Source organism: Aminobacter sp. NyZ550, from assembly GCF_025628925.2.
Classification (GTDB): Bacteria; Pseudomonadota; Alphaproteobacteria; order Rhizobiales; family Rhizobiaceae; genus Aminobacter; species Aminobacter ciceronei.
In genome coordinates this window covers 181,797-203,034 of sequence record NZ_CP114191.1, presented here as the reverse complement: position 1 = coordinate 203,034, position 21,238 = coordinate 181,797, and the positions used below count along the sequence as shown (strand labels likewise).

Genomic DNA, 21,238 nt, shown 5'->3' with positions numbered 1-21,238 from the left:
TGTACCGCCCGCGACCGCGATGCAAGTTTCGGTCGAGTATAGGCTGTCGCGCAGCGCTCGGGGCTTGTTGCGGACGTCCGCCCTTTCAACGATCGCGTTGGCCTTGTCGGGCATGGCGGCCTTTGCCGAGGAAGGCGGGCTGTGGCAGCCGCAAGTGCGCGCCATCATCGGCGCCAACAAAGACGGCGCCACCGCGGCGCTCGAAGGTTTCGTTCCGCTCAAGCAGACAGCCGAATCGGTCCTGTTCCTCGATGTCAGGGCCAAGCACGACTTCGAGGACGGCTTTGGCCAGGACTTCGGCATCGGCATCCGCCGGATCGTCAATCCGGACCTGATGCTTGGCGGCTATGCCTACATCAACACCCAGCGACAGGACGGACACCAGTTCACCGGCGCCACGCTGGGTCTCGAAGCGATCACGACCAATTTCGACGCGCATGTGAACGTCTTCCTGCCGATCAGCGGAGACCGGGCCGAACAATCGACCAGATCCAGTCTGTCGATGGTCGGCAACCAACTGCTCGAGCAGATATCGGTCATCGACCGGCGCAATTATGCCGCATGGGGCATCGAGGGTGAGATCGGCGCGCAGGTGCCGGTCGAGCTGCCCGAGAACCATGCGCTTCGGCTCTCCATCGGCGCCTACCATTTCGGCGACCCCAACGGCGATGACGACAGCATCACCGGCGGCAAGGCCGGCTTCGAATATCAGATCGGCGACGTCTTCGGCAGCGGCGCGTCCCTCGCCTTCGCCGGCGAGGTGCGCAACGACAATCGCGACGATACGCAGTTCGCCGGCAGCGTCAGGCTGACGATCCCGTTCAATCCGGGGGGCGAGGCCCAGGGTGACGCCGAGGGACCGGAGCCGGTCTATGCGGTCGGCGAAGGCTTGCGCAAGCGGGTCAACGAGCGCGTCCGCGGTGACATCGGTGTCCGTATCGTGGGTGGCGAACAGCTCGTCGGCTCGTCGACGCGGGTGGCGATAAACGCCGCCACGGGCACGGCGTTCGGCAAATTCTTCTTCGCCGACGGCGCCAACACGCTCGGCCTCGGTACGTTAGGCGATCCGACGACCCTGGATGATGCCGTCACTGATGCGGGCGCCAACGGTTTTGTCGTCGTGCTTGGCGGCAGCGGCAACCTGCTGACGGCGGGCGTGACACTGGCCAACGGCCAGACGGTCATCGGCGGTGGTGAGAGCGTCACCGCCCAGCTGTTCGGCGGCGGCACCGGTTCCTACAATCTCGGCGGCAGCAACGGCACTATCGCCGGCACAAACGCCGGCAACAACGTCATTACGCTCGGCAACGGCAACACGCTCCGGGGCATCACCATCACAGGCGGTGCCGACGGCATCTTCGGCAACAACGTCAACGGCGCCACCCTGACCAGCGTGACCGTGAGCGGCGCCGGCGGCCATGGCGCCAACTTCACCGGCACGTCGACCGGCATCAAGGGTTCCAACTTCACCTCGACCGGCAATGGCCTCGATGGCCTGCACATCGTAGGCAACGGCACCTACAATTTCACCGGCACCACGCTGCTGCAGGACAATGGCGACGATGGCCTGGATATTTCAGGCCAGGGCACCTACAGCTTCGCCATCCTGAATGCGCAGGACAATGCGGACGCCGGCATCTACGTCGCCGGCACCTCCGTTGCGGGCAGCTTCACAACCACAGGCGGCACCGTTTCGGGCAATGGCGGCATCGCCGTCTTCATCGACCCGATCACGGCCCATGTGACCCTGAATTCGATCAGCCATACCGGCGGCACGTCGGGCGTGGTGCTCGACAACCTCGCCGGCAGCTTCACCGTTACCGGCCAGACGACGATCTCGAACACGTCTGGCCCGGCGATCGACATCGTCAATTCGCCGGCGTCGATCCGTTTCGGCGACATCAGCATCACCAATCCGGGCGGCGACGGCATCTCCTTTGCCGGCGTCAATGCCACTGTCGTTGCCGGCAACATCGTCATTTCGGGTCTGGGCCTCGGCACCGGTCTCGATTTCTCCGGCAGCAAGACGAATTTCACCGCCCAGTCGGTCGACATCACAGGTACCGGCGCCGGATCGATCGGCATCGATCTGGCCCAGACCGTCGGCGGCTCGACGATCGTCATCACCAATGGCGGCGTCATTGCCAATGTCGGCACCGGCGTCCGCCTCGGCATCTCCGGCTCGCTGGTCAATTCTGCAAATGCCCAGTTCACATTCGGCGGCGGCTCGATCTCGGGCGTCACTGCGTCGCTCGACGCGCGCGGCCTCAACCAGACGCTCGGTAGCTATGCCTTTGGATCGACGACCTTCGTCGGGCCGCAGCTCTTCGACGCCCAGAATCTGATCTTCGTCGGCGCCTCGGCCACCGGTTCGGGCACAGGCTCGTCGCTGCTGGACCTGGCCTCGATCGCCACCGCCGATGCCAACACCGACGGCACGGCGATCTTCGTGCTGGTCAACCGTGGCACGGACATCAACGACGCCGACGGCTTCTCGCTCAGTGCCGGCCAGACGCTTGCTTCCTTCGGCAACGGACGACAGTTCTCGCTCGGCGGCGTGCCGATCAACGTGACCGGCGCCAACGTCCAGCACAGCACCACCATATCGGACGCCGGCGGCGCCGCGACGCTGACAAACACCGGTGGCGGCGACACGGTCACATTGGCCAACAACACGTCGCTGCTCGACTTCAACTTGTCCAATGCAGGCGGCGGCAACGGCATCTATGGCAACAACGTCACCAACGTCGCACTGACGGGGCTGACGATTTCGGGTGCCGACCTCAATGGTGTACTGCTCGCGGGTACCAGCAGTGTCACGGGTTCCAACCTGACGTCGTCGGGCAATGGCGGTGCCGGTCTCTCGCTCCAGGGTGGTGGCACCTACGCCTTTACCGGCACGACCACGCTTACCGGCAATACGGGTACTGGACTGCTGACCGGCAGTGGCTCCGGCAGCTACAGTTTCGACACGCTCAACGCGACGGGCAACGGCTCCAGCGGCGTCGTTGCCACCGGCTCGTCGGCGGGTCTGCTGACGATCGACGGCGGAACCATCTCCGGCAACGCATCTTCCGGTTTCGACGCCACAGGCCTCGGCCTCGATGTCACGCTGAGCAGCCTGAGCCAGACCGGTGGCGCGACCGGCATCAACCTCAACGGCGTTTCCGGAAGCTTCGCCGTTTCCGGCACGACGACGATTTCCAACACCACCAGCCACGGTATCTCGATCGTCAGCAGCTCGGCGACGGTCGGCTTCGCGGGCGCAGTCACGATCAGCAATGCCGGCGGAAGCGGCATCCTGCTCGACGGCAACTCGGGCGCAGTCAGCTTCGCCGACGTGGCGATCAGCCAGCCAAGCGCCAATGGCATCGACGTCCAGGGCGTCAACGGAACGATCAGTTTCCAGAACATCGACGTTACCGGCGTCTCGGCTACCGGAACAGGGCTCGACCTGTCGGGCAGCAGCTCGACCTTCACGGCAACGACGCTCGACATTGCCGGAACCGGCGGCACCTCGACGGGTATCGACCTCTCCGGCACCTCGGGCGGCACCGTCACGATCGGCAGCGGCGTTATTTCGGGCGTCGGCACCGGTGTCCAGATGGGCCCCAATGGGGCGATCGGCGCGACTGCGAACACCACTTTCTCGTTTGGCGGTGGCTCGATCACCGGCTCTGTCGCCTCGCTCGATATGCGCGGGCTTCTGGCCGGCAGTGGCACCTATGCCTTCGGCATGACCGCACTGGTCGGTCCGCAACTGTTCGACACGGCCAATCTGATTTTCGTCGGATCGTCCAACACCGGTTCGGGCACCGGTTCGAGCGTCAACGACCTCATCAACGCCGCCGCCGCCGACGACCTGACCACTGACGCCAACGCGATCTTTGTCTTCGTCAAGTCTTCGGCACTCGATCTCATCAACACCGACGTCGATGGCTTCACGCTTGCCAACGGCCAGTCGGTGGTGTCCTTTGCCAATGGCGCGACGGTCGACCTGGGAGCGCCGCCTGCCAACGTCACCGGCGCCAATGTCGTCACCGGCGCGACCCAGGTGGATCCCTTCGGCCATGGTGGCGCGGTTCTCAACAACGCTGCCGGCAGCGCCATCAACCTCGCCAATGGCAACCTCGTCCAGAACCTCACCGTCAGCAATGGCGGCTCGGGTGCTGCCATCGACGGGACGAGCATCTCGGGCCTCAATGTTGCCGGCGTCACGATCGCCAGCGCTGTTACCGGACTCGACCTGACCGGTGCTGCCGGCGCGATCGGCGTGCAGAACCTTGCCATCCAGTCCGCCCAGACCGGCATCCTGCTGGCCAACACGGCTGCCACCGTTACCTTCACCGGCGCCAATACGATCGGCAGCGTCAGTGGCACCGCGCTGTCGTTCAACAATTACAGCGGCACGGCGACTTTCGCCAATCTCGACATTTCGGGCGCATTCACCGGTATCAGCATCGCCGGCGGCTCCACCGGCACGATGAGCTTCGACGCGGCGAGCTCGATTGCCAACAGTGCGGGCATGGCGTTCAACATAGATAGCTCGACGCCCGACCTGACCTATGACGGCACCATCAACCACAGCAGCGCGGCAAGCGCTGTGCGCGTCAGCTCCATGACCGGAGGCAGCGCGACATTCGGAGGTGCAATCACCGCCAGTACCGGCGTGGCCAATGCCATCGACCTCACCAGCAATGCCGGCGGCACTATCAATTTCACTGGTGCCCTCAGCCTGACCACGGATGGCGGCTTCGGTTTCAGGGCCATCGATGGCGGCACGGTGTCGGTGACGGCGGCCGGCAACACCATCAGCACCGGCGCCGGCGTGACGGAACGCGGCATCCAGCTCGGCGGCACCGGCCTGACGATTGGCACTGGCGGAATCAGTTTCGCCAGCGTGACCGTCGACGGCTCCGGTGGCACAGTGCCGACCGGCATCCTCATCGAGAACACCAGCGGCGGCAACGTCACCTTCGGTACCGTCAACATCAGCCGTGCCATGGGCGACGCCATCCGGCTGACAAATGTTCAGAGCGGCACCTATACCTTTGGTGGTACGACCACTATCGCAATGGTTGGCGGAACGGGTCCGGGCTTCGCCGTCCAGGACAGTGCCGCCACCATCAACGTCAACAATCTGGTCACGTCCAATGTCGCCGGCGCCGACGTCAGCCTGACCAACAACACCGGTACGATCTCGATCGGCGGTACCATCACCAATGGCGGCTCCGGCGACGGCGTCGTCGTTTCGGGCGGCAGCGCTGCGATCACCATCGGAGCCTCGATCTCGAGCTCGGCCGTCCTGGGGGGCAATGCCGTCAAGATCGACGGCATCACAGGCGGCTCGGTTGCGTTCACCGGTCCTGTCACCTCGACCAGCTTCGGCAACCTGTTGACCATCGGCGCGACGACTGCGCCGACCGGCGGCACGATCAGCTTCACCGGTTCGGCGCTGACCGCGAGCGGCGGCGGAACGGTGACGATTGCCGGGCTCGGCGCCGGCGCGACCTTCAACGCCAGCGCGCCGCTGTCGATTTCCAACACAACCGGGATCGGCTTGCTGGTGACCAATGTCGCCGGCAGCGCCACTTTCGGTTCCGTCACGGTCAGTGACGCCGCGACCGGCATCGGTCTCGGCAACAACACCGGCACCGTTGCATTCGGCGCTACCAGTGTGACAAGCGTAGGGCTGGGCCAGACCGGTGTCAGCGTGTCCGGGACCAATGCGGGTACGGTGTCCTTCGCCAGCCTTGGCATCGCCATGTCCGGCAATGGTGCTACCGGCATCAGCTTCGCCAATGCGGTGATGAACGGGAACTTCACCGCCACTGACTTCGACCTGAGCAGCGACAGTTCGCTCGGCACGACGGCAGTGGATTTGTCCAACACCACCGGCACGGGTACCATCCAGCTCGGCGACGCGGGCGCGCCCGGCAACACGACCGCTGCCACCATCGGCGGCAGCGGGAACGGACCGGCGATCGGCTTTCAATTCACCAGCACGACGGCCGTCAACTTCATTTATGGCGATGGCGAGGGGACAGTCGACAAGCTGTCGACGGTGAAGGCCGTCGACATCATGGCCTCGACTGGCGCCTTCCCCGTCGCCGGAACTTACAATTTCAAGGACGTCGACGGCGCCAATGGCGGTTTCGTCGGCGATATCTCGGAGGCGCAAGGGCCGACGGTCTATTACGTCGACCAGAACGGCACCGGCAACGGCACGGCAGCAAATCCGGGATCTATCGAGGGCGCGGAAGCCTCGGGCGCCGACGTCATCGTCTTCATCGACACATCGGTAAACGGCACCAGCGACTTCATCGACATGATGCTGGCGCAGCAGGTCGGTGCCGGCAACAACACCTTCAACCTGACCGATGGCCAGGTGGTGATCGGACTTAAGGCAGGCGAATCCATCGACACGGCGCCGCTCGGCGCCGTCGGCGGTGGCCTTGGCAATGCCTTCAGCTTCAGCGGCATCAGCTCGTCGACGATCATCGATGCACCCAGCGGCATCGACACCGTGCTTCCGACGTTGACCACCGCCAACGGCAACACGATCAGCTTCACCGGCACGGCGAGCATCGACAACGTCATTATCGCCAACACCGGTGCCTCAGGCATCGGCATCCAGGGCAGCGACATCACCAAGTTGATGCTCAGCCGCGCCATGATCGCTGGTGGCGGTGGTGGCGCGCTGTCGCTGACCGACGGTGTTGCCAATGGCGAGATCGCGCTGTCGGACCTGATCCTGTCGGCGACCGGCGGCAACATCGGCGTCGTCGATGGTGCGGTGGGGGCGGGAGTCCTGAAGGTCAGTGCCTTCTCCGACGTCACGCTGCTGGGCAACAATGGCGAAGTCGGCGGCTTCATTCTTGGGGGCGTGGTCTTTGACGCCAACGCGGCGACCGCCGGCATCGACCAGGTCGATGGCGGTGCCTTCGTCGCCGGCACTGCGGCCAACCGTGTTGGCGGCTTTGGTCTTTTGCTGGACGATACGATCTCCGGCAATCTGAAGTTCGACACGACGAACATTGCCGTCCAGCAGGCATCGAACGTGCTCTTTGGCGGCAATGTCGCACTCGGCATCTACGCCAACGCTCTCGACGGTTCCGGAAGCACGCTTGATTTCGGCACGGCGACGGTCGACATCGCGGGCGGCGGAACGGCCGGCAGCTTCTTCAACGGCGCGTATCTGCTGGTCAACAGCACCAACAAGATTGGCTTCTCCGGCGCCACCAGCTTCACCGGCACGAACGGTGTCGGCGGCATCTCCGCCAACAGCGCGGCAGCCACTGGCGGCGAGCTGTTCTTCGGCAGCGCCAGCAACGCGTTCAATGTCAATGGTCCGGCACTGGACGTCTCGAATGTTGCGCTCACCAATGGTGCTGCGGGCCCGGCACAGTTCGGTTCTATCAATGTGACCGGCGGCCAGAACGGCATCAAGCTGCTTAACCTGATCGCCTCGCCGACGGTCCAGTTCAACGGCCCGGTCACCATCGCCAATACCACGGTCAACGCAATCCAGCTCGACAACGTCACCAACGGCGTTTCGGTGACCTTCGCCGGGACCGTCGGGATCACCAATGCCGGCCAGGGCGGCGTCAAGTGGCAGCGCTCCGCCGGCAGTACCGATACGCTGACTTTCGCCGGTGGTCTCGACATCCAGAACAATGCTGGGGTCGGCTTCAATGCCACCTACGGCAATGTCGTGCTGTCGGGTGCTGCGACCAGAAACATCGCCACGACGAATGGGCGTGCGCTGGTCATCAACGGCGCCAATTTCAGCAACGGTGCTGCCGGCGCGGCCGAGTTCAACTATGTCAGCGCCAGCGGCTATCTCAGCGGTGGCGGCATTGACATCAATGCCGGCTCCGGCGCCGTCCGCTTCGGTGGGACGGTGACCCTGTCACCGGATGCCGCCACGGTCGGAACCGCCTACGGCATCAGCATCGGTGGCGGCACGACGGGCACCTACACCTTCGCCGGTTCGACCACCATCACAGGCGGGGCCGACGACAATGGCGTCTACATCAGGAACACCGGCGCCGGGCTGACCGTCGACTTTACCGGGCCGCTGAACGTCACCACCGGCATGAATGCCGTCGACCTCAACGACACGACAGGCAATCTGGCGGTCTCGATCCAGCACGCATCGAGCAGCCTGACCTCCACGAACGCGGCTGGGACGGCATTCCTGGCCGTTGGCGGCAGCGGCACGATCAGCAGCGCGGCATCGATCTCGAGCGTCGGTCTCGGTGCGTCGATCACCGGTCGTTCGGGTGGAACCGTCACCCTCTCAGGCAACATCACCCAGGCGCTGCGCGGCGTCGAGGTCAATGGCGGCAGCGGCGGCAGCGTCGTCTTCTCCGGCACGCAGAAGACCCTCAACACTGGCACCTTCAACGCCGTGCGTGTGTTCTCGCCGACGGCGGTCAGCTTCATCAATGGCGGCCTCGACATCGACACCACGACGGGCAGCGGCATCAGTGTCAACGGCACCGGCGGCACCGCGAGCGTCACCGTCTCCGGCGCGGGCAACACGATCAACAGCGGATCCGGCACGGGTGTCACCGTCACCGGCGGCGTCGGTGCAGTCGCTGTCGACATCAATTCGGCGATCGCCTCGACGAGCGGTCTGGCGGCCAATGTTCAGGGCGTCACGTCGGGCACGGTTACGCTGTCGGGCGCCCTGAACGCGGCCGGTATCGCCGCGAACAGCAACAGCGGCGGTACCATCGACTTCTCGGGCGCGACGAAGACCCTGACCTCTGGAATCGCGAACGCCGTCAACCTGACCAACAATGCCGGCGCGACGATCAATTTCAGCAATGGCGGGCTGGCGATCAGTGCCACCAGCGGCAGCGGTTTCAGCGCCAGCGGCGGCGGCACCATCAGTGTCGGCACCGGCGTCAACGCAAACACGATCACCACGACGACTGGCACGGCTCTGAGCCTCGACGGCGCCACCGTCGGCGCGGCAGGCCTGAATTTTGCGACGGTTTCGGCGAACGGCGCGGCCACGGGCATTGTGCTGAACAATGTGGGTTCGAGCGGCGGTGGCGCCATCGCGCTGGGCACCGTCAACCTCCAGGGCATCACCGTCCGTGGTGTCGACATCTCCGGCACGCTGGGGACTGCGGTCTCCTTCAACGACCTGGACATCGGCCTGAACGGCTCGGCGGTTGCCTTCGACCTCAATGGCGCCACCATCAACGCCGCTGTCACGGCCAACGACTTCGACGTGACCAATTCGGGCGCGGCGGGCACCTCGATCGGCGTCGACCTGCGCGGTGCCATAGGCGGCCAGACCGTGCGGCTCGGCGATGCCGTCGTCGGCGGCAACAGCTCGAGCATTGCAGGCGTCAATACCGGTATCCACCTCAACAGCTCGACCAACCTTGCCTTCACCTATGGCGACGGCGAGTCTGCCACCGACAAGCTGTCGACGATCGGCGCCAATGTGGCGATCGACGCCAGCAGCGCGCCGGTCGCCGGCAGCTACAACTTCAAGGACGTCGACTTCCAGGCGAGCCCTGGCCTCGGCTTCGGCATCGGCAAGGTCTATTTCGTGGATTCGGACGGCGCCATCGGCGGCGGCAACGGGTCGGGCATCGACGGCGCCAACCCGATGACGCTGGCAGAGGTCGAGGCGGTCGCGGGCGTCAACGACATCATCGTCCTGATCAACAACGGTAGCGTCATCACGGCTGCCGGCACCAACGCCGACAACACGCTCAATCTTGCTGCCGGCACGCAGGTGCGCGGCTTCAGCAATGGTGCGATCAACCTGGCGATGACGGTGCCGAGCACGATCCAGCTCGCCAGCGACACGATCAGCATCGCCGCCGTCGGCAGTGGTGCCGCGACGCTGACCACGAGCGCCGGCAGCAATGTCATCACGCTCGGCGCCAGCGGCAACATCATCGACGGCTTCATCCTCGACGGCAGCCCGTCGGGAGCCTTCCGCGGCATCAAGGACAACGGCGCTGGTGCTTCCGGCACCACGATCTCGAACATGACGATCAGGAACTTCCTGACCGCTGGTATCGAGATCACGCCTTCGTCCAGCACGACGATCAACAACGTCGTGTTCTCGGACAACGGGTCCGACGCGATCCTCAACGCCTCGAACACCACCATCACCAATGTGACAAGTAGCGGCGCGACAGGCATCGCGCTCGACATCCGCAACGCCAGCGGCACGACGACGCTCGGCAACATCTCGATCACCGGCGCTGGTACCGGCGGCATCTCCTTCGGCGGCGTCTCCGGCCCGGCCGGCACGATCACCGCCACCAACGTCGACATCGGCGGCGCCAACGCCCTTGCCATAACCGGCGGCAATGCCGCGATCAGCTTCGATGCCGCAAGCTCCATCGCCAACAGCTCGGGCACGGCGGTGACGATCGCCAACCGCACCGGCGGCAGCTTCAGCTTCGCTGGCTCGGTCGTGGCAAATGGCGCGGCGAGCGGCATCAGCGTCTCGGGCGCCACGGCGGCAAGCGCGGTGAGCTTCACCGGAACCGTCGACCTCGGCACCACGACCGCCATGACCGGCACTGCCGTTGCCATCAACAACAATGGCCAGGCCTCCACGGTGACCTTCGCCAACCTCGACGTCGTCTCCAGCGGCACGACCGGCTTCTCGGTCAGCAATGGCGGCACGGTCAACGTCACCACCGGCACGATCACCGCCACCTCGGCGCAGGCCGTGTCGCTCAGCGGCGTCGCCGCCACCGCCACCTTCACCACGGTCACCTCGACCGGCGGCACCAACAATGTCGGCCTGACCAACGTCACCGGCACGGTCAATCTGGGCACGGGCACGCTGTCCGGAGCTGGGGGAGTGGCGTTCCTCGTCGGCGGCGGATCTGCCAATGTCGACTATGCCGGCACCATCGCCAAGACGACGGCCGGCAATGTCGTCAGCATCGCCGGCCGCACCGGCGGCACGCTGACCCTGTCCGGCAGCCTCAGCGCGACGGGCGGTGTGGCCAATGGCATCTCGGTCAGCGGCAACAGCGGTGGCATGATCAACTTCTCGGGTTCGACCAAGACCCTGACGACGGGCGCAAACACGGCAGTCAGCCTCGCCAGCAACACCGGCACGACCATCAATTTCACCGGTGGCGGGTTGGCCATCTCCACGACGTCAGGCGCCGGTTTCAGTGCCACGGGCGGCGGCACGTTCAGCGTCCAGGGCTCGAACAACACGATCGCTTCGACGACCGGCACGGCGCTCACCGTCACCAGCACGACCATCGGCGCAAATGACCTGACCTTCCGCAGCATTTCGTCCAACGGTGCCGCCAACGGCATCGTGCTCAACACCACGGGTGCTCTTGGCGGCCTGACGGTGACCGGCGACGGCGGCGGCAGCAACAACGGCTCAGGCGGTATCATCCAGAATTCGAGCGGAGACGGCATCAGCCTGAACAACACCGCGCAGGTGCGGCTCGCCCGGATGAACATCACCAACAACCTTGGCAGCGGCATCGGTGGTTCCACGATCAACGGGCTGCTGATCGAGCGGTTCAACATCAGCGGCAACGGCAATGACGCTGGGACCGACGAATCCGGCATCAATGTTTACGAGCTGACCGGCACCCCATTTGGTGGCACGAACGACACCGGAATCATCGACTCGGTGATCAGCAACAACCACGAGTTCGAAATCCAGATAACCAACACGGCCGGCACGCTCAGCGATTTCCGTCTGACCAACAACACCATCAGCAGCAACGGCCCGGTCGGCGGAGCCCATGGCAATCTCGTCAACTTCCTGAGCCTGGGCACGGCCAACATGACGCTGAATGCGAGTGGCGGCAGCTACACCGGCGCCGCGCCGGACACGGCGACGGGTCTGCATATCGACCATTCGGGCACCGGTGGGTTGATGACGGCCAACGTCAATGGCGGCACGTTCACCAACAACAACGTCGCCGTGAGCGTGTCGTCGGCAAATGGCGGCAATCTCGATTTCGACATCAATGGCGTCACCGCCACCGGCAATCGTGCACATGGTCTCAATCTTTTTGTTGGTGCGTCGAGCACAGGAGCGGTCACCGGAACCTTCCGCAACAACATCATCGGCACGGCAGGTGTCACAGGATCGGGTGCCGATCTCGGCTTCGGTATTCGTGTCCAGAACGAGGGCAGTACCACAACTGCAAATGCGGTTACGGTATTGATCGAAAATAACACAGTGCGCGAACTTGCCAATTTCGCGGCGATCAATGTCAACCAGGGCATCGTCGGCCAGGCGTTTACCCGCACCCAGAACGTCACGGTCCGGAACAACATTATTTCCGATGTAGACAACAGTCGCGGCATCACCATCCAGCAGAACAACAGCACGGCCCCAGGCATCATGAACGCGACCATTCATGGCAACACGTTTGCCAATGTCGCTGGCCAAGCCGGCGACGGGACCGAGATCCGGCTTCGCCAGCTGGCTGGTGGAACGTTCAATCTGGTTCAGCTCAGCGCGGCTGATCTCGCAACGCTGAACGGGCTCACCCTGGCGGATCTTAGCATTGGAGGGACAATCACCTTCGGGGCGGCGCCACCACCGCTGCCTTGACCGGCTTCATCTCTTGCTCGGATGGTCCGGATTGGGTGAATAGTGTCTAAGATGTCTTGAAATATAATTTCAGTAGTTGATATACTAGTTGTTCTAGTAGAAAGTTCTAATTCTTGATTATAGGTTGAAATGGGTTGAGGGGCGATCATGGCGGAACCATTTCTATCGGAAATTCGCATCATGTCCTTTGCGTTTGCGCCCAGAGGCTGGGCATTGTGCAATGGACAGCTTCTTCCGATAAACCAGAACCAGGGATTGTTTTCTCTTCTGGGCACGACGTTCGGCGGCGATGGCCGGGTGAATTTTGCCCTGCCGGACTATCGCGGTCGGCTGCCGATCCATGTCGGCTCCAACCATACGCTGGGTGAACGTGGTGGTGAGCCGGCGCATACGCTGTCGATTTCCGAAATACCCACTCACACCCATGTTCTCAGCGGGTCCAGTTCGCAAGGTGACGCCGTCAATCCGCGACCGCAGAACACCAACGGCACGGTGTTTGCCAAGGACCCGGGCAACACCTACTCGGCGAGCGCGCAGAGTTTGGTGGCTTTGAAAGCCGGCAGCATCAGCAACGTCGGCGGCAGCCAGGCGCATCTCAACATGCAGCCGTTCCTGACGCTCAGCTTCTGTATCGCCCTCCAGGGCATCTTCCCTTCGCCGACCTGAGGAGGCAAAGCCATGGCACAGCCCTATGTTGGCGAGGTTCGCATGTTTGCCGGCAATTTCGCGCCGGCGGGATGGATGTTCTGCGAAGGTCAGCTGCTGCCGATCTCCGAGAACGAGACGCTGTTCAACCTCATCGGTACGACCTATGGCGGCGACGGTGAGAGCACGTTCGCGCTGCCCGATCTGCGCGGCCGGGTGCCGCTGCACCAGGGCAATGGATTTATCCTGGCCGAGACCGGCGGCGCCGAGGAGATCACGCTGACCATCGGCCAGATACCCGCGCACTCCCATCCCTTGCTCGGCTCGACAGTCAATGGCGCTCAGCCGGCACCCGAGGGTAACGTCCTGGCCAGCTCGACTGTGATCACACCCTACGCTCCGGAGACGGTGACTGTAGCTATGGCGCAAGCCGCGGTGGGGTCGGTCGGCGGCAGCCAGCCGCACACCAACTTCCAGCCCTATCTCTGCATCAATTTCATCATCTCGCTTTTTGGAATTTTCCCGTCGCCGACCTGAGAGGAAGCAATGGCCGACCCCTTCGTCGCCGAAATCCGTATTTTCCCCTTCAACTTCGCGCCCAGGGGGTGGGCGTGGTGCGACGGCCAGTTGTTGCCGCTGTCGCAGAACACCGCCCTGTTCTCGCTGCTTGGCACGACCTATGGCGGCAATGGCAAGTCCAATTTCGCCCTGCCCGATCTGCAGGGACGAACGCCGATGCACCCCGGCCAGGGACCGGGGCTGTCGCTGCACGATCTCGGCGAAACAGGCGGGGAAGAGACGGTGACCCTGCTCGAATCCGAGATCCCGACGCATTCGCATACTTTGATGGCGACAAACGAGGATGGCACGCAAGGTTCGCTGACGGCAGACATTACCGTGGCCACCTCGGTTGGCGGCAAGCTTTACCAGACCAATGTCTCAGCCAATCTGACAAGCATGAATGCCAATGCTCTCGCACCCGCCGGTGGCGACGCAGCACACAACAATCTGCAGCCCTATCTCACCTGCTATTTCTGTATCGCGCTGCAGGGCGTCTTCCCGCCCAGAGGCTAATGAATTTCGAGCCACGCAGGACCAACATCATGGCCAAGAAAGCAGCTCCAAAGTCGACGGCGCGTGATAGCGCCGGCAAGAACGCAACCGCCAAGAAGCCTGTTGCAGCCAAGGCACCAACCGCAAAGGCAACGTCGACGCCGGTAGCGAAGAAGGCGGCGGCCAAGTCGGCGCCCGCATCGAAGGCGAAAGCCGCGCTTGCTTCGGCCACGAAGAAAACGGCCCTTGCCAAGGCGTCTGCCTCGACGGCGAAAGCAACAACGCCCGTCAAAGCCTTGGCCGTGCGCGCGAAACGGTCGAGTGGACCGGCCTTGCGCCACCTGCCGCCTGGCGTGAAGTTTTTCGAGCTGTCACGGCTGATGGTCATCGCCATCGATGGCAACAGTCAGCTCGTGCAGAAGGCGCAGAACGGTCCCAATGGCCCCTGGGCCAAGGCTTGGTCGCCTGTCGCGCCGGGCACCTACGCCATCATGGCGACAGGCTTGACGCGCGATGGCCGGGTCGCAGTGGTGGCACAGCCGTCCGGCGGCCCGCAACTCGTCTTCATCACCGAAGACGCCAACCAGGTTGGGCCGATCGAGAAATGGAACCCGCCGGTCAACATCGGCGCGGTACCGGGCGCAACGGGCTATCAGAGCATGTCGATGGCACGGGATGCCGACGGTCTGATTGAGATCTTTGTCGTCACCGCCAATGGCCAGATCTGGTGGATACGGGAGAACCCGCCCAAGGTCGTGGAGAAGACGGTCACCGTCACGCCGCCCGGCACCGACAAGCCGATCACCATAACCGTGCAGGAGCTGGCGCCGCCTGACAAGCCGTGGAGCGCCTGGCAGCAGATACCGGGCAGCGTCGTTGCCATATCAGCCAAGCGTCAGGGCGATGGCCGCATCGTCCTTTTCGGCATCAATTCGGGCCTCAATCTCTACCGCTGCCAGCAATCGGTGGCGCGCACGACCGCTGTCGGCCAGTGGACGCCCTGGGTGATGATGAACACGCCGACGACAGGCACGTTTGTGGGAATGTCACCGGTGCTGGGGCCCGGCGGCGGGCTCAATTTCTTCGGCCTGACCAGCAATGGCCAAGTGGTCCACACCAGGCAGCAGCCGGCGGGATCGGATACGTGGACGCCATGGGCGACACCGGGCTTCTCGCGCACGCCCATCTACACGCTCGCCAGCGGCATCCAGGGCGACAACGACATAGTCCTTGTCGGCAGCGACCGCAGTTTCGTTCATCAGTTCAATGCGCAGAACAGCGCGCGCACGCAGAACTGGACCGGCTGGCGCGATTTTTCCAGTTCCGACAGCAATGTCGAATTCAAGCTCGACTACAACGCGGATGGCCGGCTGATGCTGTTCAGCCATGCGACGAGATCTCCGGCCGGAGGCGGCCTGTGGGCCAAGCGCCAGACAGCGTTTGACAGCACGGAATGGGACCTCGACTGGGATCAACTGGCCGACGGCGGCATCCGCCGCTTCTCGGTGGTGCGTGACCTGACGCCGCCGGTCTGATGACTGCAATTCTGAGGGGTAAGGCCGAGACCGTCTCGGCAGGAAGTCTGTCGTCCTGGCGTCGTTCTCGCCAGGCGGGTCTGAGTTTCCGGCCGGCTGGTGATCAGGACCTGCCGTTCCTGTCGGCGCTGTATGCCTCGTCGCGATGGCAGGAGCTCGAGCCGACGGGATGGTCGGAGGGCCAGAAACAATCATTCCTGGCACAGCAGTTTGCCGCTCAACACTACCACTACATCAAGCATTATCCCGGTGCCGAGCGGCTCGTCATCGATCACGCGAGCCGTCCCATCGGCAGGCTCTATGTCGCGCGCTGGCAGGATGAGCACCGTATCGTCGATGTCGCTTTCGTAGCCGAGGCCTGCGGCCAGGGCTACGGCGCGGCCGTGCTGGGCGACGCGCTCGACGAGGCTTTCGCAGCGGGCAAGCGCGCCTCGATCCACGTCGAAAAGAACAATCCGGCGAAGCGGCTCTATCTCAGGCTGGGTTTCACCGTCGTCGAAGACAAGGGCGTCTACGACCTGATGGCGGCGTTTCCGCCCGGCTCGCAGCCGTCATGACGCGTTCAGTTGAACACGGCCTCGTAGAACACGGCAGTCGCGTCGGCCGACACTGGCACGATGAAGATGTCGTCGGCGAAATCGGCGCCGACAAAGCGGTACGTTGCCTGCTGCAGGGCAGCATTGCGCGGCCCCTTGAACTGCAGCGAAAAGCCGCCGCCCGGGCGCGCGCTCGAGGACAGTGCGCGCACCGCATGCAATTCGAGCCGCAACTGCGTGCCGCCGGCGTCGACGGTGAAGGTCTGCCCGACAGAGCTTTCAAAATCCGAAGCCGAAATCATCTGGTCCGCCCACTAGTGTACAATCCGAGAAGCACCCAATCTTGCTGCTTGCCAGTGTCCTGTCCATAGTCGCAGTACAGTTTCACGACATTGCCAACTCTATGAAGCAAATATCAAGACGATCGCGCAGTCGCCACGCGATCCGAGCCGCCGGAAGGACTTGACCGATGACTGAACCGACGACCGAAACCAAAGCCGTGGAAGGTGCCGCGGCCGCCGGCCTGCCGCTGTTCTATTCCAGGCCCGAGGCGCTCAACCCGGCACGGCATGGCTCGCTCGGCCTGACGGCGCGCAGTGATTTTTCCTTCGCCCGCGAGGCGCATGCCATCCCGGTGGTGGCATCCGAAATGCCGGCAGCGATGCGCTCCTATCCGATCGTCTTTATCGGGGCCGCCAAGGCGCCTGTCGTCATCACCGGATTGCGCCAGAACGAAAACCTCTTCGTCGAGGCCAGCGGCAAGTGGCTCGAGCCGCATTACATCCCGGCCTATGTCCGCCGCTACCCCTTTATCCTCGCCGACGACTCCGGAACGGGCACCGGCCGGCTGACCTTGTGCGTCGACCGCGCCAGCGAGCGCGTCACCGAGGTATCCTCCAGCGCCGGCAAGGTCGCACCGTTCTTCAATGCGGCGGAAGCCAGCGAGGCAAGCAAGCAGGCGCTCGCCTTCTGCAACCAGTTCCAGATCGATTTCAATGCCACCCGCGCGATGGTGGAAAAGATCGACGCCCACGGCCTGTTTGCGCCGCGCCAGAGCACGGTCACGCTCGAAGGCGGTGAAGTGCTCAACGTCACCGATTTCCAGGTCATCGACGAGCCGGCATTCAACAAGCTCTCCGACGAAGCCTTTCTCGATTTGCGCAGATCGGGCGCGCTCGGGCTGGTCTATTGCCACCTCGCATCGAGCAACAGCTGGACCTCGCTCGTCTACCAGGCTTCGCAGCGGCGGCTCGTCACGGGCGTCTGATTTTTCACGACGAAGCTGGGAGAGCCGTTGCGCGGCTCTCTTTTGGAGGGGCGTCGGGGTGACCCGTTGCGGTCGACCGGCCACGGAACAAATTCCTGTCTGCACCGTTGCCATCTGGTTGCAGAAGGAAAAATCATGGCTGACACCCCCAAAACCGAGGTTCCTGGTATCGACGGCGTCCAAAAGTCGGTCGAAAAGCAGATCTCCGAACTGCGCAAGGAGATCGCCAAAATCAACAAATCCCTTACCGACCGCAGCTTGGACCTTGTCGCGGAAGCACGCGACACGGCGCACGGCGTCATTGAGGGGGCGTCGATGCGGACGTCGTGAGCGGCCCGGCAGCTTCGCTCGCAAGCCCAATCTGTCTCCGAGGCCGCCCGCGAGAATCCGGCCACGACCGGTGCCGTGATTGGTTTGGCAGGTTTGGTCGGGTTCATGATCGGCTTTGCGATCGCGAAAGGCTCAAACGGTGAGGGTGGCCGCTGGTATTGAACGATCACAGCGCCACCAGCCGGCCCCATTCCATTCAGTTCCCATAGGAGAACCACATGGCTTCATCCGTGCTCATCGGTATCCTGATCACGTTCCTGGTGATCATACTTGTGCTTTATCTGGTTCAGCGCCTGCCCATCGACGCCAAGATGCGGCAGATTGCGCAGATAATTGTGATCATTATCGGTATTGTTTCGCTGCTTAAATACTTGGCAGTCTTTTAGCCGGCTGTGCCACGACAACAAAAAGCGGCCTTTGAGCCGCTTCTTGTCAGCATCGGGCGCCATGCGCCAAGCGTATCAGCACCGCCACATATCTGGTCAGCCCGTCGCCTTACAGCACGTGGGACAGGAACTCGCGCGTGCGCGGCGATTGCGGGTTGGCGATCATTTCGCGCGGTTCGCCGCGCTCCTCGACGACGCCGCGATCCATGAAGATCAGCTGGTCGCCGACCTCGCGGGCGAAGCCGATCTCGTGGGTGACGACGACCATGGTCATGCCGCTCTCGGCCAGGTCGCGCATGACCACCAGCACCTCGCCGACGAGCTCCGGATCGAGCGCCGAGGTCGGCTCGTCGAACAGCAACACCTTTGGGTTCATCGCCAATGCTCGCGCGATCGCGACGCGCTGCTGCTGTCCGCCGGAAAGCTGGCGCGGATAGGCGTCTGCCTTGGCCGATAGCCCGACGCGCTCGAGCAGCGCATGGGCCTTGTCCTTGGCTTCGGCCTTGGACATGCCCTTCACCATGATCGGCGCTTCGATCAAATTCTCCAGTGCGGTCATGTGCGAGAACAGGTTGAAGGACTGGAATACCATGCCGATGTCGGCACGGCGTTGGCACAAAAGCTTGTTGTTGACCTCGTAGAGCTTGCCGTGGCGCAGGTCGTAGCCGACGAATTCGCCGTCGACCAGGAGCACGCCGCCGCTGACCTCTTCGAGATGGTTGATGCAGCGCAGGAAGGTGCTCTTGCCCGAACCCGACGGTCCGATGACACAGGCGACAGAGCCGGTCGGCACGTTGAGGTCGATGCCTTTCAGCACTTCGACTGCGCCGAAGGACTTGCGCACGCCGCGTGCGAACACCATCGAATTGTCGGGAACGCCGAAGCGGGCCTGGTTTTCTGCTTTCGATGTCATGCTGGCTGTGCCACCCGTCCGAACCTGAAGGCGCGTTTCAGCGTGTCGCCGAAGGACGCGCCCTGCTGCAGGTCGCTTCTACCGTAATATTGCTCGATGTAGTGCTGGCAGATCGACAGGATGGTGACGACGAACAGATACCAGAAAGCCACGACGATCAGCAGCGGGATGGTCTCGAAGGTGCGCGCATATATGCTCTGCGCGGCATAGAGCAAATCGTTGACGGCGATGATGGTGACCAGCGATGTCGTCTTCAGAAGGTTGATCGTTTCGTTGCCGGTCGGCGGCACGATGAAGCGCATTGCCTGGGGCAGCGTGATGCGGCGCAGGATCAGCCGGTGGTTCATGCCGAGACTGCCGGCAGCCTCGGTCTGGCCTGAAGCCACCGAGTTGATGCCGGCGCGCACGATCTCGGCCATGTAGCCGGCTTCATGCAGCGACAGCGCGATGACGGCCGCCACGAAAGGTGTCATGAAATCGTTGGTTTTGACCGTGAACAGCGTGCCGATGAAGGGCAGCGTCAGCGAGAACTCGCGCACCACCAGTGCCAGGTTGAACCAGAAGATCAGCTGGATCAGCGCCGGTGCGCCGCGGAAGAACCAGATGTAGGCGCTGGCAAAGGCGTTCAGGATGCGGCTCGGCGACAGCCGCATGATGGCGACGATCGTGCCGATGACGATCGCCAGCACCATGATGGTGACGGTCAGCACCAGCGTCTGGCCGAGGCCGCGAATGATCGAGGGGTGGAACAGGTACTTTCCGACTGTCGGCCAGTCGAAGGCGGGATTGGTGGCCAGCGCCTTGAGGATCAGTCCGAGGATAGCCAGCGTGATCGCTGTGCCGACCCACAGGCCATAGTGGCGCAGCGGCACGACTGTCAGCGCCTCCGGCGGCGGCGTTTGCGTTTCGGCCCGGTCCATTCAGCCGCCCTCCCAGCAGTGCTGATGGCCGGCGAAGGTTCCATGTCCCTCGCCGGCCTTTCGTATTACTTGCGGATCTTGTCGGCGCTGTCGACGATATAGGCTTCGTCGATCATGGCGCTGGTCATGCCGTACTTGGCCATGATCGTCTTGTAGGTGCCGTTCTTGATCAGCTCGTTGACGCCGGCGGCCAGCATGTCGGCCGTTTCCTTGTCACCCTTGGGGATGGCGATGCCGAGCGGTGCGACGTCGTAGAGACCCGGAACGACCACCATCTGCCCCTTGCTGGTCACCTCGAAATAGCCCGATGCGGTAGCGTCGTCGAGGCGGGCATCGATACGATCGGAGAGCGCGGCCTGGATGATGTCCTTACCCTCCGGGAAGATGCTCTTGGCAATCTCCGGCAGGCCTTTTTCCTTACACTCGGCGCTCAGGCGGTCGGCGATGAAGTCCGACACCGCGCCGCCGATGACGCCGACCCGCTTGCCGCAGAGATTGTTCTCGCCCTGGAACTGCGAGGCTTTGTCGGCGGTCGTAGACGCAACGATGCCTGACTTGATGAACATCACGAAGTCGACCTGCTTCAGGCGCTCGTCGGTGGCGGCGAAGGTTTCCCACGCGACCTTGAAGCGGCCGGCGGCGAGGCCCGGCACCATTGAGGGGAAGGGAATGCGGGTGACTTCAAGCTCGGCGCCGAGCAGCTTGGCGGTTTCCTGGGCCAGCTCGATGTTGATGCCGACCTGCTTGCCGTTTTCGTCGATGAATTCGAACGGCGCGTATTCGAGGGTGTTGGCGATGATCAGCTTGCCGGTGTCCTTGACCTCGGCCGATTTCGGCAGTTCGGCGGCGGTCAGCGCGCCGGCAAAAGTCACCAGGGTGGTTGCAGCCGTTGCGGCCAACGTTGCGCCGCGCAGAAGCGAAAAATGATGCACTTTGTTCCTCCTCATGATGCTGAGATGGCCGGCGGCGGCTGCCCCTGGCTTCGTCCCCGTGACCGCCCTCCCCTCGATGAAGTGCGCTTCTTGCCGTCGGCGTTCACGTCAGAACCAATTCTGATATTGAAA

General features: G+C 63.4%; 13 protein-coding genes. 9 read left to right on the top strand and 4 right to left on the bottom strand.

Features of this window, described 5'->3' with window-relative positions; genetic code table 11:
- The first annotated feature begins 112 nt into the window (after positions 1–112).
- The 6 genes from N7E70_RS28280 (at position 113) to N7E70_RS28255 (ending at position 16,379) form a co-directional block, all read left to right on the top strand.
- The gene (locus tag N7E70_RS28280; RefSeq protein WP_263008247.1) at positions 113–12,589 is read left to right on the top strand and encodes a hypothetical protein; all 12,477 of its coding nucleotides are present in this window, start codon (positions 113–115) and stop codon (positions 12,587–12,589) included.
- A 147-nt stretch (positions 12,590–12,736) separates the two neighbouring features.
- Positions 12,737–13,255: a phage tail protein gene (locus N7E70_RS28275; protein ID WP_067968327.1), complete on the top strand. Its 519-nt coding sequence runs from the start codon at positions 12,737–12,739 to the stop codon at positions 13,253–13,255.
- Positions 13,256–13,267: 12 nt separating this feature from the next.
- Complete coding sequence (locus N7E70_RS28270) at positions 13,268–13,771, top strand: phage tail protein (RefSeq protein WP_192320078.1); 504 nt, start codon at positions 13,268–13,270, stop codon at positions 13,769–13,771.
- Positions 13,772–13,780: 9 nt separating this feature from the next.
- Positions 13,781–14,308, top strand: coding sequence for a phage tail protein (locus N7E70_RS28265; RefSeq protein ID WP_192320076.1), 528 nt, complete (start codon positions 13,781–13,783; stop codon positions 14,306–14,308).
- 29 nt (positions 14,309–14,337) lie between these two features.
- Positions 14,338–15,822, top strand: coding sequence for a hypothetical protein (locus tag N7E70_RS28260; RefSeq protein ID WP_263008246.1), 1,485 nt, complete (start codon positions 14,338–14,340; stop codon positions 15,820–15,822).
- Positions 15,822–16,379, top strand: a complete 558-nt coding sequence (locus tag N7E70_RS28255) for a GNAT family N-acetyltransferase (RefSeq protein ID WP_263008245.1) — start codon at positions 15,822–15,824, stop codon at positions 16,377–16,379. The genes N7E70_RS28260 and N7E70_RS28255 overlap by 1 nt, the downstream gene beginning before the upstream one ends.
- Before the next feature lie 5 nt (positions 16,380–16,384).
- Here the strand turns inward: N7E70_RS28255 and N7E70_RS28250 are convergent, their stop codons facing one another.
- Positions 16,385–16,660: a DUF6916 family protein gene (locus N7E70_RS28250; RefSeq protein WP_263008244.1), complete on the bottom strand. Its 276-nt coding sequence runs from the start codon at positions 16,658–16,660 to the stop codon at positions 16,385–16,387.
- A 167-nt stretch (positions 16,661–16,827) separates the two neighbouring features.
- Here N7E70_RS28250 and N7E70_RS28245 point away from each other — a divergent pair, with 167 nt between their 5' ends.
- The 3 genes from N7E70_RS28245 (at position 16,828) to N7E70_RS28235 (ending at position 18,341) form a co-directional block, all read left to right on the top strand.
- Positions 16,828–17,625, top strand: a complete 798-nt coding sequence (locus N7E70_RS28245) for a SapC family protein (protein WP_263008243.1) — start codon at positions 16,828–16,830, stop codon at positions 17,623–17,625.
- A gap of 135 nt (positions 17,626–17,760) precedes the next feature.
- A complete protein-coding gene (locus tag N7E70_RS28240) occupies positions 17,761–17,955 on the top strand; it encodes a hypothetical protein (protein WP_263008242.1) in 195 nt (64 codons plus the stop codon).
- Positions 17,956–18,173: 218 nt separating this feature from the next.
- A complete protein-coding gene (locus tag N7E70_RS28235; protein ID WP_154384416.1) occupies positions 18,174–18,341 on the top strand; it encodes a Thivi_2564 family membrane protein in 168 nt (55 codons plus the stop codon).
- Between the two features lie 109 nt (positions 18,342–18,450).
- On the opposite strand, the gene N7E70_RS28230 is transcribed toward N7E70_RS28235, so the two are convergent.
- From N7E70_RS28230 to N7E70_RS28220, 3 genes are all read right to left on the bottom strand, one after another.
- Complete coding sequence (locus N7E70_RS28230; protein ID WP_067968354.1) at positions 18,451–19,254, bottom strand: amino acid ABC transporter ATP-binding protein; 804 nt, start codon at positions 19,252–19,254, stop codon at positions 18,451–18,453.
- A complete protein-coding gene (locus N7E70_RS28225; RefSeq protein WP_263008241.1) occupies positions 19,251–20,174 on the bottom strand; it encodes an amino acid ABC transporter permease in 924 nt (307 codons plus the stop codon). The genes N7E70_RS28230 and N7E70_RS28225 overlap by 4 nt, the downstream gene beginning before the upstream one ends.
- Positions 20,175–20,239: 65 nt before the next feature.
- On the bottom strand, positions 20,240–21,121 hold the full coding sequence (locus N7E70_RS28220; protein ID WP_442866536.1) for an ABC transporter substrate-binding protein: 882 nt from the start codon (positions 21,119–21,121) through the stop codon (positions 20,240–20,242).
- Between the last annotated feature and the right edge of the window lie 117 nt (positions 21,122–21,238).

What these genes read in the sequence shown, in the direction of transcription:
- N7E70_RS28225 (WP_263008241.1), bottom strand. Translation starts at nt 20,174, where the DNA reads ATGGACCGGGCCGAAACGCAAACGCCGCCGCCGGAGGCGCTGACAGTC.
- N7E70_RS28245 (WP_263008243.1), top strand. Translation starts at nt 16,828, where the DNA reads ATGACTGAACCGACGACCGAAACCAAAGCCGTGGAAGGTGCCGCGGCC.
- N7E70_RS28265 (WP_192320076.1), top strand. Translation starts at nt 13,781, where the DNA reads ATGGCCGACCCCTTCGTCGCCGAAATCCGTATTTTCCCCTTCAACTTC.
- N7E70_RS28220 (WP_442866536.1), bottom strand. Translation starts at nt 21,121, where the DNA reads ATGAGGAGGAACAAAGTGCATCATTTTTCGCTTCTGCGCGGCGCAACG.
- N7E70_RS28235 (WP_154384416.1), top strand. Translation starts at nt 18,174, where the DNA reads ATGGCTTCATCCGTGCTCATCGGTATCCTGATCACGTTCCTGGTGATC.
- N7E70_RS28280 (WP_263008247.1), top strand. Translation starts at nt 113, where the DNA reads ATGGCGGCCTTTGCCGAGGAAGGCGGGCTGTGGCAGCCGCAAGTGCGC.
- N7E70_RS28260 (WP_263008246.1), top strand. Translation starts at nt 14,338, where the DNA reads ATGGCCAAGAAAGCAGCTCCAAAGTCGACGGCGCGTGATAGCGCCGGC.
- N7E70_RS28230 (WP_067968354.1), bottom strand. Translation starts at nt 19,254, where the DNA reads ATGACATCGAAAGCAGAAAACCAGGCCCGCTTCGGCGTTCCCGACAAT.
- N7E70_RS28255 (WP_263008245.1), top strand. Translation starts at nt 15,822, where the DNA reads ATGACTGCAATTCTGAGGGGTAAGGCCGAGACCGTCTCGGCAGGAAGT.
- N7E70_RS28250 (WP_263008244.1), bottom strand. Translation starts at nt 16,660, where the DNA reads ATGATTTCGGCTTCGGATTTTGAAAGCTCTGTCGGGCAGACCTTCACC.
- N7E70_RS28240 (WP_263008242.1), top strand. Translation starts at nt 17,761, where the DNA reads ATGGCTGACACCCCCAAAACCGAGGTTCCTGGTATCGACGGCGTCCAA.
- N7E70_RS28270 (WP_192320078.1), top strand. Translation starts at nt 13,268, where the DNA reads ATGGCACAGCCCTATGTTGGCGAGGTTCGCATGTTTGCCGGCAATTTC.
- N7E70_RS28275 (WP_067968327.1), top strand. Translation starts at nt 12,737, where the DNA reads ATGGCGGAACCATTTCTATCGGAAATTCGCATCATGTCCTTTGCGTTT.